The 16,054-nt window shown below is 60.7% G+C and carries 16 protein-coding genes, 1 tRNA gene and 3 pseudogenes; 4 read left to right on the plus strand and 16 right to left on the minus strand.

What is annotated here, in order from left to right:
• Window positions 1–213 precede the first annotated feature (213 nt).
• On the minus strand, window positions 214–531 hold the full coding sequence (locus tag ATY80_RS03045; protein ID WP_088690989.1) for a hypothetical protein: 318 nt from the start codon (window positions 529–531) through the stop codon (window positions 214–216).
• Window positions 532–760: 229 nt separating this feature from the next.
• Here ATY80_RS03045 and ATY80_RS03050 point away from each other — a divergent pair.
• Window positions 761–850, plus strand: a tRNA-Ser gene (locus ATY80_RS03050).
• Between the two features lie 9 nt (window positions 851–859).
• Here ATY80_RS03050 and ATY80_RS03055 read toward each other — a convergent pair.
• From ATY80_RS03055 to ATY80_RS03075, 5 genes and pseudogenes are all read right to left on the minus strand, one after another.
• Window positions 860–1,532: pseudogene (locus ATY80_RS03055) on the minus strand (recombinase family protein); the annotation flags it as partial.
• Entirely contained in the window at window positions 1,529–2,044 is a 516-nt protein-coding gene (locus ATY80_RS03060) for a GNAT family N-acetyltransferase (RefSeq protein WP_088690990.1), read from the minus strand. The gene ATY80_RS03060 and the pseudogene ATY80_RS03055, both read right to left, overlap by 4 nt.
• Window positions 2,041–2,331, minus strand: a complete 291-nt coding sequence (locus tag ATY80_RS03065) for a DUF1778 domain-containing protein (protein WP_189637072.1) — start codon at window positions 2,329–2,331, stop codon at window positions 2,041–2,043. Before ATY80_RS03065 ends, ATY80_RS03060 begins: the two co-directional genes overlap by 4 nt.
• 212 nt (window positions 2,332–2,543) lie before the next feature.
• Window positions 2,544–2,708: pseudogene (locus tag ATY80_RS29385) on the minus strand (IS481 family transposase); the annotation flags it as partial.
• 135 nt (window positions 2,709–2,843) lie between these two features.
• Complete coding sequence (locus ATY80_RS03075) at window positions 2,844–3,113, minus strand: hypothetical protein (protein ID WP_245306742.1); 270 nt, start codon at window positions 3,111–3,113, stop codon at window positions 2,844–2,846.
• Between the two features lie 81 nt (window positions 3,114–3,194).
• Between ATY80_RS03075 and ATY80_RS03080 the strand changes: the two genes are divergently transcribed.
• Window positions 3,195–3,584, plus strand: coding sequence for a hypothetical protein (locus tag ATY80_RS03080; RefSeq protein WP_088690991.1), 390 nt, complete (start codon window positions 3,195–3,197; stop codon window positions 3,582–3,584).
• Between the two features lie 58 nt (window positions 3,585–3,642).
• Here ATY80_RS03080 and ATY80_RS03085 read toward each other — a convergent pair.
• The 10 genes and pseudogenes from ATY80_RS03085 to ATY80_RS03130 all read right to left on the minus strand — a co-directional run.
• A pseudogene (locus tag ATY80_RS03085) lies at window positions 3,643–3,923 on the minus strand (recombinase family protein); the annotation flags it as partial.
• 166 nt (window positions 3,924–4,089) lie between these two features.
• Complete coding sequence (msrA, locus tag ATY80_RS03090) at window positions 4,090–4,611, minus strand: peptide-methionine (S)-S-oxide reductase MsrA (protein WP_088690992.1); 522 nt, start codon at window positions 4,609–4,611, stop codon at window positions 4,090–4,092.
• A 139-nt stretch (window positions 4,612–4,750) separates the two neighbouring features.
• The gene (gene pncB / locus ATY80_RS03095; protein WP_088690993.1) at window positions 4,751–6,055 is read right to left on the minus strand and encodes a nicotinate phosphoribosyltransferase; all 1,305 of its coding nucleotides are present in this window, start codon (window positions 6,053–6,055) and stop codon (window positions 4,751–4,753) included.
• Between the two features lie 171 nt (window positions 6,056–6,226).
• Entirely contained in the window at window positions 6,227–6,496 is a 270-nt protein-coding gene (locus ATY80_RS03100) for a hypothetical protein (RefSeq protein ID WP_088690994.1), read from the minus strand.
• An 83-nt stretch (window positions 6,497–6,579) separates the two neighbouring features.
• Window positions 6,580–7,539, minus strand: coding sequence for a glyoxylate/hydroxypyruvate reductase A (locus ATY80_RS03105; RefSeq protein ID WP_088690995.1), 960 nt, complete (start codon window positions 7,537–7,539; stop codon window positions 6,580–6,582).
• 8 nt (window positions 7,540–7,547) lie between these two features.
• Window positions 7,548–9,185, minus strand: a complete 1,638-nt coding sequence (locus tag ATY80_RS03110; protein WP_088690996.1) for an ABC transporter ATP-binding protein — start codon at window positions 9,183–9,185, stop codon at window positions 7,548–7,550.
• Window positions 9,182–10,330 carry an ABC transporter permease gene (locus ATY80_RS03115; RefSeq protein ID WP_088690997.1) on the minus strand — a complete coding sequence of 383 codons (1,149 nt, stop codon included), beginning with the start codon at window positions 10,328–10,330 and terminating at the stop codon, window positions 9,182–9,184. The genes ATY80_RS03110 and ATY80_RS03115 overlap by 4 nt, the downstream gene beginning before the upstream one ends.
• The gene (locus ATY80_RS03120; protein WP_088690998.1) at window positions 10,330–11,424 is read right to left on the minus strand and encodes a microcin C ABC transporter permease YejB; all 1,095 of its coding nucleotides are present in this window, start codon (window positions 11,422–11,424) and stop codon (window positions 10,330–10,332) included. Before ATY80_RS03120 ends, ATY80_RS03115 begins: the two co-directional genes overlap by 1 nt.
• A 168-nt stretch (window positions 11,425–11,592) precedes the next feature.
• A complete protein-coding gene (locus tag ATY80_RS03125; protein ID WP_088690999.1) occupies window positions 11,593–13,428 on the minus strand; it encodes an extracellular solute-binding protein in 1,836 nt (611 codons plus the stop codon).
• Window positions 13,429–13,544: 116 nt separating this feature from the next.
• Complete coding sequence (locus tag ATY80_RS03130; RefSeq protein WP_088691000.1) at window positions 13,545–14,159, minus strand: TetR/AcrR family transcriptional regulator; 615 nt, start codon at window positions 14,157–14,159, stop codon at window positions 13,545–13,547.
• A 51-nt stretch (window positions 14,160–14,210) separates the two neighbouring features.
• Here ATY80_RS03130 and ATY80_RS03135 point away from each other — a divergent pair, with 51 nt between their 5' ends.
• Both ATY80_RS03135 and mepA read left to right on the plus strand, forming a co-directional pair.
• Window positions 14,211–14,783, plus strand: coding sequence for a hydrolase (locus ATY80_RS03135; protein ID WP_088691475.1), 573 nt, complete (start codon window positions 14,211–14,213; stop codon window positions 14,781–14,783).
• A 117-nt stretch (window positions 14,784–14,900) separates the two neighbouring features.
• Window positions 14,901–15,971, plus strand: a complete 1,071-nt coding sequence (mepA, locus tag ATY80_RS03140; protein WP_088691476.1) for a penicillin-insensitive murein endopeptidase — start codon at window positions 14,901–14,903, stop codon at window positions 15,969–15,971.
• Window positions 15,972–16,054: the final 83 nt, after the last annotated feature.

A 16,054-nucleotide genomic window follows, 5' to 3' on the forward strand; every position in this document is an offset into this window, starting at 1 on the left:
TGGCTGGGCGCATCCTTGCATGGCTCAAAAAAAAATTCACGAGAAATTTTTCGGCTGGTAAAAATTTGCCGCAATTGCCAAAAATCAGCTCAGGCGGGCTGATTTTTGAACAAAATCATCGTTGGGTTGCGGTTTTTGTAGTCAGTCGGGCAGTCAAAATTGGTCTGATGCTGAGCCGAAGTCTTCGTTCAAATTCCGGGCCAAGGCCATTTGTTATGCCGCAAAGCGGCCGGCCACCGGCGACTTCTTGTAACCCGCCATCCACAACAGCAGCGACAGAACCAGAAACACGGCGAAGGCGGGCTGGAGCATCAGCCACTGGAAGGCAAGCGTGTAAAAGCGCGGATGGATATAGTAGGCGATGGTCGATTGCAGCGTTTCCAGCGAGGAAGGGCTGAGATCCTGCCACGCGTCGCCCATCGGCGTGACGACAACGGAAGATGCGGCAACGGACTGGATGGAATCGATCGTTCCGGCAATGACGGCAACGGCCAGCGCAACAAGACTTGCCAAACGCAAAAGGAAACGCATCGATCTCTCCGGCTACCAAACGCGCCGAGCATTTTGCCCGACCAGCCGCGCCATTTGCACCTACAACAAATCATAGTAGCTGGCGGGTGGGACTGCAATGGAGGGCTTGGCCGCACTTTTACTGGAAGAAGTCAAAAAACTGTTAGATTTGGGTTGATCGGCAAAAATTCATCGGTATATATCGCGGCCGTTCCGACGATTTGCATCTTCGCAGATGCAGACCGCCAAAGGACAGGTGGCCGAGTGGTTGAAGGCGCACGCCTGGAACGCGTGTGTACGTGAAAGCGTACCGAGGGTTCGAATCCCTCTCTGTCCGCCATTACAATCAGACGATGTTCTTGACACCCATCTGGCCAGTGGTGCCGTGCACCATGCACGGCCAGCCGGTTGATCAGCCGCACCGTGTCGCCGTGCAGCGGGTCTATCTCCAGCTTTTTCATGGTTTTCGCTCCGCGCTGTTCTGCGGCGACGGTGCGATAGCCGATAGGCGGAAGCGAGCCGTTCCAGAAGCCTTGCCGGGCATTCTCTTTCAAAGCCCGGATGACGTGCTTGGCGTTTTCCTTGGACTGGTACTTATCGAACAGCGCCATGATCTGCCGCATCATGACGTGCATGGGGTCATCCCCCATTTCCTGCGTGATCGAAACCAGCTTCACGCCATTCTTCGCCAGCTTGCGGACATAGAACTCAAGCTCGAAGTGATCGCGGAAGAAGCGGCTGAACGAATGGACCACGACGACATCGAACGGCGCGGGCTTAGACGTGCCCGCCTCGATCATGCGCTGGAACTCGGGGCGGCGATCATTGGTCGCGGACGCGCCGGGTTCGATGAAGGTCTAGGCCAGTTGCAGGCCGCGCGCCTCGCAATAGGCTTCGCCCTGCCGCTTCTGGTCGGGAATGGAGACATCACGCTCGGCCTGCCGCGCCGTCGAGACGCGCAGGTAAAGGGCGGCGCGCAGCGCCACATGAGGTAGAGATTTGCCCTCGCTCGGAGATGTCATGGCGTTTCTCCCGACAATAATCGCTGCGCTGTCCCAACCGGCAGATAAAGCGTATTGGGTCGATCAATCAGCGCGGTGAACCCGAAGGCCGCGTAGAAGGCTGCGGCCTTCTCATCGATGGCATCGGCGAAGATGGCATGAGCGCCTATCGGTGCTTCGGCGACTGTCTTGATAGCGTCGAACAACAGGGCTTCGCCGAGTCCAAGCCCCGCATAGGACTGATCGCGGCCAAGCCAGCCGATCAGCACGGCCGGAACGGTAGGGTAGCGCGGCAATCGGCTCGCTAGCGGTTCCGGCACGGCCATGAGCGGCACGTTGCTCGATGAGAGCGTGTAGAAGCCCGCAACCCGGTCGGTCTCAAGGTCGCGGGCAACGAAGCAGGTTGCGTATCGACGTTTGATGTCCTGCGTGACGACCTCGCGGAAATAGCGGTCGATCCGTTCATTGCCACACGAGAACGCCTTGCGCTGGTGAGCTTTGGCAAGCGGCTCTATAGCAAACCTTGCACTCACCGGGGCGCGATCAGATCAGCATGACGCTTTGCGGCGCGGGCGAGACGGGCGTTGGGCGCGGGCGGATCGATCAGGGCCTTGGCAAAACGCACCTGATCCTCGGCAGCCAGACGCAGCACGTCGGCTTCCTCGACAGTGCGGCGGGCATCCTCACCTGCCGTCGCGATAAGATAGCCGGTCAGGGTCATGCCGCGCAGCCGTGCGGCGCGCTGCATCTGCTCATAGACGTTGACTGGCACCCGCGCCTCAAGGCGGGCGGTTTCGACTTCACTCGTGGGTCTGGGCATGGCTGATCTCCTTGCCTTGATTATATACGGCATATTGCCGCATTTATCAAGGATCAGATGCGCCAAAGAGTTCATCGAACAGGTCCCGAACAATCGCTCGAACACCTCGATCTCGGCTTCCGTGACAGGAACTGGATCGGGCCAGTCATCGGTGACGGTCCATGTGCTGAGGTCGTGCTTGGGCGGTCTGCCGGGGAACGGCCACGAATAGCCAGGCCGTTGTCACTGCGGATTGCGCTCGGTAGGCCATGCTGGGCGAACAATCGGCCGAACGCCTCGAACACACCCACCTCCTTTGGCGATTCAAAGGCCTCGCAGGCAAGCAGGTGGCGTGACATCTGGTCGGTGACTGTCAGCGGGTAACAGCATCGGCCGTCAGGTCAGAACATCGGGGTGCGGCTGCCCTGCTGGCGTCGATGTGCGCTTACGGGATCGAATTGTTGGCGGACAACACATCTCGCATCAATGGGGATGCAGAATACCATCGGTTTCGAGGATGTGGAGCGCTTCGGTCAGCTTGACCCCGGTATGCAGCCGCCACCACTTTCCAGTATGCCGCATCCACTGGATGTCGAAGCGGTCCGGTCCCGTCCGGTCGAGACGGGCGAAGGGCGCATCTGAATATCAATCGCATAGTTCCACTCGGCCGGTCGGATCTCGGGCAGGAAGCGCGGCTTCAGGACGTCACGAATGAAGGTCTCGCGGGCCGTGACAATCGCTTGCTTCTCCAGGTCGTCGACCGCCGCCGGCTTTCCGGGCCGATGCCGCTTTCCGTGGGCCATGTCCTTGATCCATGCTCGCCGCTCTGGAACTCTATATACTGGATGGCGCAGATTCGTGAAGCGCGGAAAGGAGCAGCCGCTATGAAACTGGGCTGGCAGCCAAGGAAATGGCTCGAGAAAAAGGCCAAGCGAGGCGTCGGGGGTTATCCTGTTGGTACGATCGCCTTCTATGGTCCCGACAACCGCCGCGCCACCAAGGCGGCCGCCAGCATTATCCCGGCACCGCAATCCGATCCGTCCGAACTGCGCCGATGGTTCGTCGATTTCGGCGATGTGCGGACGAACGAAACGATCCTTGTCGAGATCGCAACGTTCCTGCGCGGTCACGAGGTGCGATCGGTGGCGATGACGGAGCAAATCCTGGGTTGCCCCCATGAGGAGGGGATCGACTATCCGAGCGGCGGGGCTTGCCCGAATTGTCCATACTGGGCAGGACGAAACCGTTGGACCGGCCAGCTTGAATCGGGCTGATGCGCGGCGGGTCGCGTTTCAATAATCTCGATCAGAGGGCTATGGCGAAAACGAATTGCCCGCTTTCATCGCTAGCGGTCCGCCATTTCGGAGGAAGCGAGCCGTTCCAGAAGCCTTGCCGTGCGTTCTCCTTCAAGGCGCGCATGATGTGCACGGGGTCATCGCCGGCTTCCTGTGTGATCGAGACCAGCTTCACGCCGTGTTGGCGAGCTTGCGAGCGTAGAATTCCAGCTCGAAATGGTCACGGAAGAACCGGCTGAACGAATGGACCACGACGACATCGAAGGGCGTGGGCTTCGATGTTCCCGCTTCAATCATGCGCTGGAACTCGGGGCGGCGGCCGGAGGAAAGGCCTTCGCAATACCATTCGGACCACCAAGACCATTACGGCGGACGCACCCGTGCAAGCTGCAGCCGCTGCAAAATGCCTTTGCCCGGAGGTAAGGCCTCTGTCAGTCAGATCCAATCCGGCGTTGAGAAAGGAGCGACGGAAGGATCGCCGGTCCTAGCCGCCAGCAGCTGCGCTCTGCTCGCGCTTCGGTAGCTTCCACCCCGGCCGGACAAAGTGACAGGTGTAGCCGTTCGGAATGCGCTCCAGATAGTCCTGGTGCTCCGGTTCGGCCTCCCAGAAATCGCTTACCGGAACCACTTGGGTAACGACCTTGCCGGGCCACAGGCCTGATGCGTTCACATCAGCGATGGTGTCTTCGGCGGTTAGCCGCTGTTCGTCGTTGGCGTAGAATATCGCCGATCTGTAGCTGGCGCCGAGATCATTGCCTTGCCGGTTGAGTGTCGTGGGATCGTGTATCTGGAAGAAGAACTCGAGAATGTCGCGGTAGCTGATCTTCGCGGGATCGAACATGATCTCGATCGCCTCGGCGTGGTTTCCGTGATTCCGGTAAGTAGCGTTCGCTACTTCACCACCGGTGTAGCCTACGCGAGTGGAGACGACGCCCGGATAGCGCCTGATGAGATCCTGCATGCCCCAAAAGCAACCGCCCGCCAGTACCGCACGCTCTACAGTCATTGGATCGTCCTTTCAGCGAAATGATGCGCGTGAACCATCGGCAGCCCGCGCCTTGCCTCCTAGATGGGGACCGTGACCGCGTTTTGCCAGCTTGTATCTCGCTCTCGGCTCGGCTCTGAAGAGATTGCGCAGGCAGCGCCTAGACAAGCACCGCCTGATCGACGCGATCTTCGGATCCGAAGAACTTCAGGTACCGCTGAACCTCGGCCGGGTCGCCGGTCGCCTTCTGCGGATTGTCTGACAGTTTGACGGCGGGGCGGCCGTTGGCGTCGATGACCTTGCAGACGACAGAGATGGGATTGAGCCCGGAGATCTCGGTCGGCGCGCAGCCGGCAAAATCGTTGGTGAGGTTGGTGCCCCAGCCGAAGCTCATGCGCACCTTGCCTTCGAAGTGCTTGTAGGTGTCGATGATGGCATCCACATCAAGCCCGTCCGAGAAGATCAGCAGCTTCTGGCGCGGATCGCGGCCCATCTTCTTCCACCATTCGATAATCTTCTCACCGCCTTCGATAGGCGGCGCGCTATCCGGGCGGAAACCCGTCCAATCAGCGACCCATTCGGGCGCATCGCGCAGGAAGGCGGTGGTGCCGAAGGCATCCGGAAGGACGATCAGCAGGTTTCCGCCGTAGAGCTTGTTCCAGTCTCGCAACACCTTATAGGGCGAACGACGCAGTTCCTCGTCGGTTTGGGCAAGTGCCGCGGCCACCATCGGCAGCTCGTGGGCGTTCGTGCCCACGGCTTCGAGATCGGAATCCATGGCGAGCAGGACGTTGCTGGTGCCCGTGAAGGCGGGACCAATGCCTTCCTTCAGCGCCTCGACACACCAGCGCTGCCACAGGAAGCTGTGGCGGCGGCGCGTGCCGAAATCGGAGATGCGTAGCCCCGGCAATGCGCGCAGGCGCTCCACCTTTTCCCACATCCGTGCCTTGGCACGGGCATAGAGCACATCGAGCGTAAACGGCCCGAGCGCCTTCATGGCGGAGCGCGACCGAAGCTCGTTGACAATCGCGAGTGCTGGAATTTCCCACATGGTCGTGTCCTTCCACGAGCCGTGGAAGTCGAGTACATATTGGCCATCGCGCTTCGACAATTCGTATTCGGGCAGCTGGAAATGCGAAAGCCAGGCCAGGAATTCGGGCTCGAAGATCTGCGCGCGCCCGTAGAAGCTGTTACCCGCGAGCCAGATCATCTCTTTCTTGGAAAGGCGCAACGAACGCGCATGATCAAGTTGCTCGCGCAGCTCGCCCTCATCGATCTCTTCGGCCAAAAGCACGCGTTTGGTGCGGTTGATCAGCGTGAATGTGGCGTTGACGTCAGGATAGAGCTTCCAGATCATCTGCAGCATGAGCAGCTTGTAGAAATCTGTGTCGATCAGGCTGCGAACAATCGGATCGAGCTTCCAGGTGTGATTGTAAACGCGCCTTGCGATATCGGTCTTGGCCATGAACTCCGCCCATTCCCAAACCGGACACATCGCGTCATAAGCCGACGCACGAAGACCGGCTCGTGCGCTTTCTTATCGAAAAATCAGCCGGTAAAGTCCAGAGCAATCAGAAAAGCATCCCGCCGGCCGTCCGGCAGGATGCCTTTTGTGACCGCCTGACCCGCCCCGTTCCTATTGCGCGGGGGCATTCGGCGTAGCCGGTGCCGGCTGTTGCGATTGAATCTGCTGTCCAGGTTGCTGCGAAACGACCTCCGCGGCCTCCTTCTTGCCCCAGATTTCAACGGGGATCCATACGATGAAGGCAAGCGCCAACGCGACGATCAGAACCATGAGAACTCGGGTGCCCATGCGACCTTGCCTTGCCTTGACTGGCGAAATCGTCTCTTCGGCGTGGAGCTTGCCGTCGGGCTTTTCCCAGCGCGCTTCCGTCTGCTGAGCCATGCCTTCCTCCTTCCGCGTGAGCTTTATCAGCCCTGCGCTTCATCTCGGAGGAAAACGAACGGCACGCGGCATGGTTCCTGCCGTCAGTAACCTCTCTGCCGGTCGACGACGAATTGCAGAGGCTCACCGCTCTCGTAGCGGGCGATTTGGCGCTCGACGTGCCGGAAGAGTGCTGTCTCATCGGATACCGCCGCATCGTGCGGCGTGATGAACACATTCTCCAGCCCCCAGAGCGGATCATCGGAGGGCAGCGGCTCGACGGCGAAGACGTCGATCGAGGCGCCACCGAGCACGCCGCCCTGAACCGCGGCGACAATGTCGCTCTGCACCTGGCTCTTGCCGCGGCCGGCATTGATGAACACCGGTTTGCCCAGCGCGCCGCCCTGCCGCAGCTTTGAAAACAGCGCCGCATTATAGAAGCAACTGGTCTCGGGCGTTAGCGGCAGAAGGCCGACGAGAACATCCGTCCTGGACAGGAAATCGTCGAGCTGACCGAAATCGAATGTCTCGACGCCGTCGATCTCCTTGCGGCTGCGCGACCAGCCGATGACGTTGAAACCCATCACCTTCAGCTTGTAGGCCGCATCCTGTCCGAGCACGCCGAGGCCCATGATGCCGACGGTGATCTCGGCAGCTTCCGGCGGAACCAGCTTGCCCCAGATGCGCGCGCGCTGATCTTTGTCGTGCTGATGCTGCTGCCGGAGATGCATGAGGCACTGCATCACCACCCATTCGCTCATTCGTGTCGTCAGGCTGCGGTCGGAGAAGCGAACGATCGGGACGTCAGGCAAGCCCGGCAGGTTCATGAAGCTGTCGACCCCGGCGCCACCCGAAAAGATGACCTTGAGATTGGGGGCGCGGCTGAAAAGATCCGCGTCCGGCTTCCAGAGAAGCGCATAGTCGATGTCGGTCAGATCGCGATCCCTGTTTGTGGGATCGGCGAGATTGATGCTGCCGCGATCCAAAAAGGACGTCTTGAGGATGCGGGCAACGGTGTCGGGGTCGAACTTCAGATCGACGAGAATGGGTGGTTTTGCGGACATGATAGTCTTTACTGTTGGACGGCGGGTGTCGGAACCGCCTCGATGTTGAAGGCAGCAGCCATCAGCGCCTTGGTATAGTCGTCCTTGGGCGCACTGAAGATCTTGGCGGAAGGTCCTTGTTCGACGACCTTGCCGAAGCGCATGACGATGACGTCGTTCGCCAGCGCCTTCACCACCTTCAGATCGTGGCTGATGAAGAGGTAGGCGAGATCATGCTTCTTCTGCAGGTCGCGCAAGAGGTCGACGACCTGCGCCTGGACGCTCATGTCGAGCGCGGACGTCGGCTCATCCAGCATCACGAAGCGGGGTTTCAGCACCATGGCGCGGGCAATGGCGATGCGCTGGCGCTGTCCGCCGGAAAACTCGTGCGGATACCGCCAGCGGGTCAGCGGATCGAGCCCGACTTCCTCCAGCGCCCAGCAGACCCGCTGGTCGCGTTCCTCGTAAGAGAGCGACCGCTCATGCACCTTGAGCCCCTCGGCGATAATGTCGCCGACGGACATGCGCGGGCTGAGCGAGCCATAGGGATCCTGGAAGACGACCTGCAGCTGGTTGCGGAGAGGCCGCATTTCCGTAAACGAATAGCTGGCTATATCCTTGCCGACGAAGCTGATCCGGCCCTGTGACGAAATCAGCCGTGTCAGCGCAAGGCCGAGCGTTGTCTTGCCGGATCCGGACTCGCCGACGACGCCGAGCGTTTGGCCGGCGCGCAGCTGAAGGTCGATCCCGTCGACGGCCTTTACATGATCGACGACCTTCCGCATGAGGCCGGCCTTGATCGGAAACCAGACGCGGATATCCGATCCCTGCATCACGATGGGCTTCGAGGGATCGGTACGCGGCGGCTCGCCGCGCGGCTCGGAGGCCAGGAGATGCCGGGTGTACTCGTGCTGCGGATTGCGGAAGACCTCTTCCACCGTGCCGGTCTCGACGATCTTGCCCTTGGTCATCACGCAGACCCGATCGGCGAACTTGCGCACGATGCCGAGATCGTGAGTGATGAACAGCATGGACATGCCATGCTGGCCCTTGAGCTGTCGCAGCAGTTCGAGGATCTGCGCCTGCACGGTGACGTCGAGCGCCGTCGTCGGCTCATCCGCGATCAAAAGCTCCGGCCGGTTGGCGAGCGCCATGGCGATCATCACGCGTTGCCGCTGGCCGCCGGAAAGCTCGTGAGGATAGGCCTTCAGCCGCTTTTCCGGCTCGCGAATGCCGACCTGATTGAGGAGTTCGAGAATCCGCGTGCGTGCGGCCTGTCCTGTCACGCCCTGATGCAGCTCGAGAATCTCGGCGATCTGCTTCTCGATCGTGTGCAGCGGGTTGAGCGAAGTCATCGGCTCCTGAAAGATCATCGTGATGTCGTTGCCGCGCACCTCGCGCAACGCCTTGTCGGATGCCTTCAGGAGGTCCTTGCCCTTGAACAGGATTTCGCCAGAGGGATGGCTGGCCGCGGGGTAGGGGAGCAGCCGCAGGATCGAGTTGGCGGAGACCGACTTGCCCGACCCGGATTCGCCCACCAGCGCCACGACCTCGCCCTTTCGGATATCGAAGGAGACGTGATCGACAGCAATCGATGTATCGCCGCCCTGGTGGAATGCTACCGAGAGATCGCGAACGGACAGCAGTGTTTCGGCAGCGTCACTCATTGAAACGTCTTCCTGGGATCGAATGCATCACGAACCGCCTCGCCGATGAAGATCAAGAGCGACAGCATGATCGACATGGTGAAGAACGCCGTCAGCCCGAGCCACGGCGCCTGCAGGTTGGCCTTGCCCTGCGCGATCATCTCGCCGAGCGAAGGGGAGCCCGGCGGCATGCCGAAGCCGAGGAAGTCGAGCGAGGTCAGCGTCGTGATCGAGCCCGACAGGATGAACGGCAGGAAGGTCAGCGTCGCCACCATCGCGTTCGGTAGCAGGTGGCGCCACATGATCGTCCGGTTGCCGACGCCCAGCGCTCGCGCCGCCCTGACATATTCGAAATTGCGGGCCCGCAGGAATTCGGCGCGCACCACACCGACGAAGCCGACCCAAGAAAAGAGCAGCATGATACCAAGCAGCACGAAGAATCCGGGTGGCAGGATCGCCGCGATGATCAGGAGAATGTAGAGCACCGGCATCGACGACCAGATCTCGATGAAACGCTGCAGCAAGAGGTCCGTCCAGCCGCCGAAATAGCCCTGGATCGCGCCGGCGGTGACGCCGATGACGGCCGAGCAGATCGTCAGCACCAGGCCGAACAGCACGGAGATGCGGAAGCCGTAGATGACGCGGGCAAGCACATCACGCGCCTGATCGTCCGTGCCGAGCCAGTTGAGATTGCCGAAGTTGCAGCCTGGATCGGCCGTGCCCTGCGGATATCCGGAGCAGCGCTTTTCCTTGCTCATCAGCCAGAAGGGCGCGGTCGGCGCAGAATGCGGGATATTCGAGTTGACGGAGCGATAGGAGTAGTGGATCGGCGGCCAGATCATCCAGCCATTGGCGTTGATCTCGTCCGTGATGACGTCGGAGCGGTAATCGGTCTCGGCCAGGAAGCCACCAAACTTCTCTTCCGGATAGTTGACCAGGACAGGGAAGAGGATCTCGCCCTTGTAGGAAGCGATGATCGGCCGGTCGTTGGCGATGAACTCGGCAAACAGGCTGAGCACGAATAGGACAAGGAACAGCCACAAGGACCAGTAGCCACGGCGGTTCGCCTTGAAGTTCTTCCAGCGGCGGACGTTGGTCGGCGACAGCAGTCCCTTGCGCGGCGGCTTGGCCGGCGTTGCGGTCGTCGGATTGGCGGCGGTGTCCATCAGACGTCCCTCCGCTCGAAGTCGATGCGCGGATCGATCCATGTGTAGATCAGGTCGGAAATCAGGCTGACGAACAGGCCGAGCAGCGAGAAGATGTAGAGCGTCGCAAACACGATCGGGTAGTCGCGGTTGACCACCGACAGATAACCGAGCCGTCCCAGGCCATCGAGCGAGAAGATATTCTCGATCAGCAGCGAACCGGTGAAGAAGGCGGAGATGAAAGCGCCGGGGAAACCGGCGATGATGATCAGCATGGCGTTGCGGAAGACGTGGCCATAGAGCACCTGCCGCTCGTTCAAGCCCTTCGCGCGGGCCGTCACCACGTATTGCTTCTTGATTTCTTCGATGAAGGAATTCTTGGTGAGCAGCGTCGTCGTCGCGAAGGCGGCAAGCGAGAGCGAGATCAGCGGCAGCGTCAGGTGCCAGAAATAGTCGAGCGGCTTCTGCCACCAGGCGAGCTGGTCGAAATTGTCGGAGACGAGGCCGCGTAGCGGGAACCAGTCGTAGAAGGATCCGCCGGCAAAGAGCACGATCAGCAGGATACCGAACAGGAAGCTCGGGACCGCATAGCCGATGATGATGACGCCCGAGGTCCAGACGTCGAAAGTCGAGCCGTCTTTGACAGCCTTGCGGATGCCGAGCGGGATCGAGATGCCGTAGGAGAAGATCATGATCCAGACGCCGAGCGAGGCAGAGACCGGCAGCTTCTCCTTGATCAGGTTCAGCACCGAGGTATTGCGGAAGAAGCTTTCGCCGAAATCGAAGCGGATGTAGTTCCACATCATCTCGCCGAAGCGCGTCAGCGGCGGCTTGTCGAAGCCGAACTGCTTTTCGAGCTTGGCGATCAGTTCCGGATCGAGCCCCTGGGCGCCGCGGTATTTCGAGCCGCCTTCATCGAGCCCTCCGCCGCCGAGAAGATCGCCGCCACCGCCGGAAAGCCGAGAATCGGCGCCCTGCGCATCGCCGGTCAGCTGCGCAATCACCTGCTCGACCGGACCGCCGGGCGCGAACTGGATGACGGTAAAGGAGATGGCCATGATGCCGATGATCGTCGGGATCATCAAAAGCAGGCGGCGAAGGATATAGGCGCCCATCAGTAAAGGCCCTTCCGGGAAAGCTTGCGTCGAGCGCTGTCCAGTCTATCGCCGTTCAATCCGTGCGGTCTCCTTGTCGTGTGGCCAAGCGCGCTACGCCTTGCCCTGATTCGCATCGTTCATTTGGAGCCCACTCACACCGGCAATGCAAGCCTGCTCGCCGGCCGGCTATTTCGCGTCCTTCGACCACCAGACATCAGGGAAGCCGGTCGCGTAGGTCGGATATTCGGTCGGCCGCGTGATGGTGTCCCAATAGGCGATCGACTGCGTGCCGCGATAGAACAGTGGTACGACATAGTGCCCCGCCAGGAGCACGCGGTCGAGCGCCTTGATCGCCGCCACCTGTTCGTCGCGGTTGGGGGCGAAGATCACCAGGCGGATCAGCGCATCGATCGCCGGATCGGCGATGCCCGCATAGTTGCGTGAGCCCTGCTGGTTGGCCGATCCCGATCCCCAGTAGTCGGCCTGCTCGTTGCCAGGGTTCATCGTCTCCGCCCACACATTCCAGATCATGTCGTAGTCAAAGCTGCGCACCCGGTTGGTGTATTGCGAGGCATCCACGGTCCGGACACGCGCATCGATGCCGATCTTCTTCAGATTGTTGGTATAGGGCACCGCCCAGCGTTCCAGTATCGGGCTGGACAGCAGGATCTCGAAGCTCATCGGCTTGCCGGTCTTGGTGTTGACCATGCGGTTGCCCTTGATCTCCCAGCCGGCTTCCTTGAAGAGCCCGATCGCCTTGCGCAGGTTGTCGCGGCTCTTTTGCGGATCACCGCCGACCGGATTGGTATAGGGCGTGGTGAAGACCGCAGGCGACAGCCTGTCCTTCAGACTTTCAAGGATTTCAAGCTCGCGGCCTTGGGGCAAGCCGGAGGAGGCGAGCTCGGTGTTCCAGAAATAGCTGTCGATGCGCTTGTAGGTGTTGAAGGCGACGGTGCGGTTCAGTTCCTCGAAGTCGAAGCCGTAGTTCAGCGCCTCGCGAACCTTTTCGTCCTTGAAGATATCGCGGCGCGTGTTCGGTACCAGGGCTTGCATGATGCCGGTGGCGCGCAGTGCGTTGGGGACGTCTTCCTTCTTCACGCGCCCGTCCTTGACGGCCGGGAAATCATAGCCTGTCGCCCAGCGCGCCGCTTGCGTCTCCTGCCAATAGTCGCTGTTGCCGGCCCGGAAGGCCTCGAACTCCACGTCCCGGTCGCCGAAATAGGTGTAAGTGATCGAGCCGAAATTGTTCTGGCCAACATTCACATTGAGGTCCTTGCCCCAATAGTCGTCGCGCAACTCGTAGCGGATCGTCGCGCCCGGCGCGAAGGCAGCGATCTTGTAGGGGCCGGATCCCATCACAGGCTCGAGCGTCGTCTTGGAAATGTCGCGCGGCTTGCCGTCCGGCCCCGCGCCCTCCCACCAGTGCTTAGGCACTACGGTCAGCTGTCCCAGGATATTGGGAAGCTCCTTGTTGTTCTTCTCGTCGAAGGTGAAGGTCACGTCGCGTTCGCCCGTCTTCTCGGCCTTTGCGACATGCTTGTAGTAGTTGGACAGGAGCGGATTGAGCTCCTTCGATTTGTCGAAACTGAAGACGACGTCATCAGGCGTCACCGGGCTTCCGTCGGCCCACTTGGCTTCTTTGCGCAGCCGGAAGGTTGCGTTCGATACGTCGTCGGGAAAAGAAACGCCTTCCGCCAATAGCCCGTAGGAGGCGAGCAGCTCGTCGTCGGCCGATTTCATCAGCGTTTCGAAAGGCAGCGTCAGGCCGACCGCCGTTTCGCCCTTCGCAAGCAACGGATTGAAGGTGTCGTAGGTGCCGGAGGCGGAAAGCCGCAGATTGCCGCCCTTCGGCGCATCAGGATTGACGTAGTCGAAATGCTTGAATCCCGGCTTGTATTTCAGCTCGCTGATGACGGAACTGCCGATCTGGAAATTTGGCTCCTGGGCGACAGCCTGCAAGGGCAGGGCCATTGCGCCGAGAAGAGAAAGGACCACACCAAATTTCGACCACGTAAGCGCCATTCGCCAACCCCGATTGTTCTTCTGCTTTCGCCGACAATAGGCGAAAAACAGGCGAAAAACAGGTGAGCCAACAGTTTTTGTCCGGCTAGCGGGAACGTGACCAAGGCTGCGGCCCGTCAGGTTGTCGCTTCCTCCAGCCTTTTGCGCAGCATTCCGCGTAGTTCCGCCACCATGCGGGGGTCGCCTCCGATATCCGGATCGTGCGCTGCGGTGACGATGATCCGAAGGAGTTCGAGCACCAGCGCCGCCAGCAGGTCCACGTCGTCGCCAATCGACGGCACGGCCTTCCTCAGCAGTGTGGTGATATTGCCGCGCAGTTCCGCCCGTGATTGCACCTTGCGTTCCTTGGGAATGTCCCGCCGCGCCGCCAGGACCGGAAATTCGCGATGCTCTTCCAGAAAGGCGCCAAGTCGGGCGAATATCGCGTCGCCGATCTCCGCCGCGCGTTTGCCATCCACCTTTGGCTGGAGATCTACCAGCGCCGCGTTGAGCTGCCGCAGCCGTTCGAGATGCAACGCTTCCGCCAGAAGCATCTTGGTCGGGAAGAACTGGTAGAGCGAGCCGATCGAGGATTTCGCCTCAGCGGCGATCTCGGTCATCGTCGCGGCTTCGTAGCCTCTATCGAGAAACACCTTGGCCGCCGCCTCGGTCAGAACGGCGACGCGTTCCCGCCCGCGCTTCTGCTTCGGAGAACGATTCATCGGATCGGGGCTTGATTTTTGTGAGGTCATCCTCATATTTCCAATTGTGAGGATTTCCTCATGTTTATTCCGGAGTCTTTCATGTCCCTCTACGATCCCAAGACCACGGCCCTGATCTCCATCGATCTGCAGGGCTTTATCATTTCCAGGCCCGTGACACCCCATTCCGCCCAGCAGGTGATCGAAAATACGGCCGCAATCGCGAAGTCGCTGAAATCCGCCGGCGGCACCACGATTTTCGTGACGGTCGGATTTTCCGCAGACTATGCCGATGCTGTCAACCAGCCGACCGACGAGCCGGCGGCCTTCCCACAGGGTGGACTGCCGGCCGAAGCCCTGCGCGAGCCGCCCGAGATCGCGGCCCTTGCGCCCGACGTGCGCATCACCAAGCATCAATGGAGCGCCTTCTACGGGACTGAAATGGACCTGCAACTGCGCCGGCGCGGCATCAAGACCGTTATTCTCACCGGCATCGCCACCAATTTCGGTGTTGAAGCCAGCATCCGCGATGCCTTCGCGCATAACTATGCGGTCATCGCCGTCGAGGATGCGATGACGACGTTCTCAGGCGAGATGCAGACCTTTGCCTGTGAGCGCATCTTCCCGCGCCTTGCCCGGGTGCGCAAAACCGCCGACATTCTCGCGAACGCCTGAGCCTCACACGCTGCCCGAGCTGGCATGGGTGAAAACATCGATTCACCAAAATTGCTTTTCACGATAGATTCGATCGCAAATCACTCGGCCGCGCGCCGCAGACGCTCAGGACATGGCATGGCTCTCCATACCACCAGGACTTTTCAGACATTTTTGAAATTGGCATTTGCCGGCATGCTCGGTGCAAGTCTCGTCGCCGGCGATGCCGGCGCCGAAGATAAGCAGCCGAGTCCCGGGAGCGCCAAGGCCATTTTCGGCTCCGTCTCTCTGCCGAGCCAGGGCGCAGCTCAGCCTTATGGCTTCTACGCGAAAGGTTGCATGTCCGGCGCCGTGGCGCTGCCGATCGATGGACCCACATGGCAGACCATGCGGCTTTCGCGCAATCGCCGTTGGGGCAATCCCGCCATGATCTCGCTGCTGGAACGGCTGTCCCGTGACGCGGCAAAGTATGACGGATGGCCGGGCCTGCTCGTCGGCGACATCTCGCAGCCGCGCGGCGGGCCAATGTTTAACGGCCATGCGTCGCACCAGATCGGACTTGATGCCGACATTTGGCTGACGCCAATGCCCGCTCATCCGCTGAGCGTCGAGGAACGCGAAACGCTGCCCTTCACGACGATGCTGCAGAAGAATGCGTTCCTGACCATCAATCCCAATGTCTGGACCGAATCGCGTGCCAGGCTGTTGATGCGTGCGGCGAGCTATCCCCAGGTGGAACGGATCTTCGTCAATCCTGCCATCAAGAAGAAGATGTGTGACACCTGGACGGGCGATCGCACCAATCTCGGCAAGCTGCGCCCGATCTACGGCCACGACTCGCACTTCCACATCCGCATCAAGTGCCCGCCGGGCGCAACCGCCTGCAAGCCGCAAGCGCCAGTGTCCGCCGACGATGGATGCGGCAAATCGCTGGCATGGTGGTTCACGAAGGAACCATGGGCTCCGCCGAAGCCACCAAAGCCCGGCACGAAGCCCGTCAAGCCGCGCGAAGTGATGGTCTCTGATCTTCCGAACGCCTGCTCGGCGGTCCTCGCAGCACCGTCCGTTGACTCCATCCAGGCGGCGACGTTCGGTGGTGCCGCCGATGCCCCGGCGGTCGCGCCGATGGCGGTGATGCCTGCCGCGGCGTCCGACGAGGGACTGCCTGCCATCGGGCCGGTGCCGGATGACAAGCCGTCCGTCGAGTGACGCATTGCCAGTGCTGGCGGTGGTCTTTCAAAAGACGGGCGCTTCGTATAGAAGCAGTCAAATCGATTGAATTTCAGGCGGAG

The sequence above is a fragment of the Rhizobium sp. R711 genome, assembly GCF_002211365.1.
Taxonomy (GTDB): domain Bacteria; phylum Pseudomonadota; class Alphaproteobacteria; order Rhizobiales; family Rhizobiaceae; genus Rhizobium.

Excerpts from the sequence above, each read along its gene's own strand:
- ATY80_RS03045 (WP_088690989.1), bottom strand. The coding sequence starts at position 531 with ATGCGTTTCCTTTTGCGTTTGGCAAGTCTTGTTGCGCTGGCCGTTGCC.
- ATY80_RS03065 (WP_189637072.1), bottom strand. The coding sequence starts at position 2,331 with ATGCCCAGACCCACGAGTGAAGTCGAAACCGCCCGCCTTGAGGCGCGG.
- ATY80_RS03075 (WP_245306742.1), bottom strand. The coding sequence starts at position 3,113 with ATGGCCCACGGAAAGCGGCATCGGCCCGGAAAGCCGGCGGCGGTCGAC.
- ATY80_RS03080 (WP_088690991.1), top strand. The coding sequence starts at position 3,195 with ATGAAACTGGGCTGGCAGCCAAGGAAATGGCTCGAGAAAAAGGCCAAG.
- msrA (WP_088690992.1), bottom strand. The coding sequence starts at position 4,611 with ATGACTGTAGAGCGTGCGGTACTGGCGGGCGGTTGCTTTTGGGGCATG.
- pncB (WP_088690993.1), bottom strand. The coding sequence starts at position 6,055 with ATGGCCAAGACCGATATCGCAAGGCGCGTTTACAATCACACCTGGAAG.
- ATY80_RS03100 (WP_088690994.1), bottom strand. The coding sequence starts at position 6,496 with ATGGCTCAGCAGACGGAAGCGCGCTGGGAAAAGCCCGACGGCAAGCTC.
- ATY80_RS03105 (WP_088690995.1), bottom strand. The coding sequence starts at position 7,539 with ATGTCCGCAAAACCACCCATTCTCGTCGATCTGAAGTTCGACCCCGAC.
- ATY80_RS03110 (WP_088690996.1), bottom strand. The coding sequence starts at position 9,185 with ATGAGTGACGCTGCCGAAACACTGCTGTCCGTTCGCGATCTCTCGGTA.
- ATY80_RS03115 (WP_088690997.1), bottom strand. The coding sequence starts at position 10,330 with ATGGACACCGCCGCCAATCCGACGACCGCAACGCCGGCCAAGCCGCCG.
- ATY80_RS03120 (WP_088690998.1), bottom strand. The coding sequence starts at position 11,424 with ATGGGCGCCTATATCCTTCGCCGCCTGCTTTTGATGATCCCGACGATC.
- ATY80_RS03125 (WP_088690999.1), bottom strand. The coding sequence starts at position 13,428 with ATGGCGCTTACGTGGTCGAAATTTGGTGTGGTCCTTTCTCTTCTCGGC.
- ATY80_RS03130 (WP_088691000.1), bottom strand. The coding sequence starts at position 14,159 with ATGACCTCACAAAAATCAAGCCCCGATCCGATGAATCGTTCTCCGAAG.
- ATY80_RS03135 (WP_088691475.1), top strand. The coding sequence starts at position 14,211 with ATGTCCCTCTACGATCCCAAGACCACGGCCCTGATCTCCATCGATCTG.
- mepA (WP_088691476.1), top strand. The coding sequence starts at position 14,901 with ATGGCTCTCCATACCACCAGGACTTTTCAGACATTTTTGAAATTGGCA.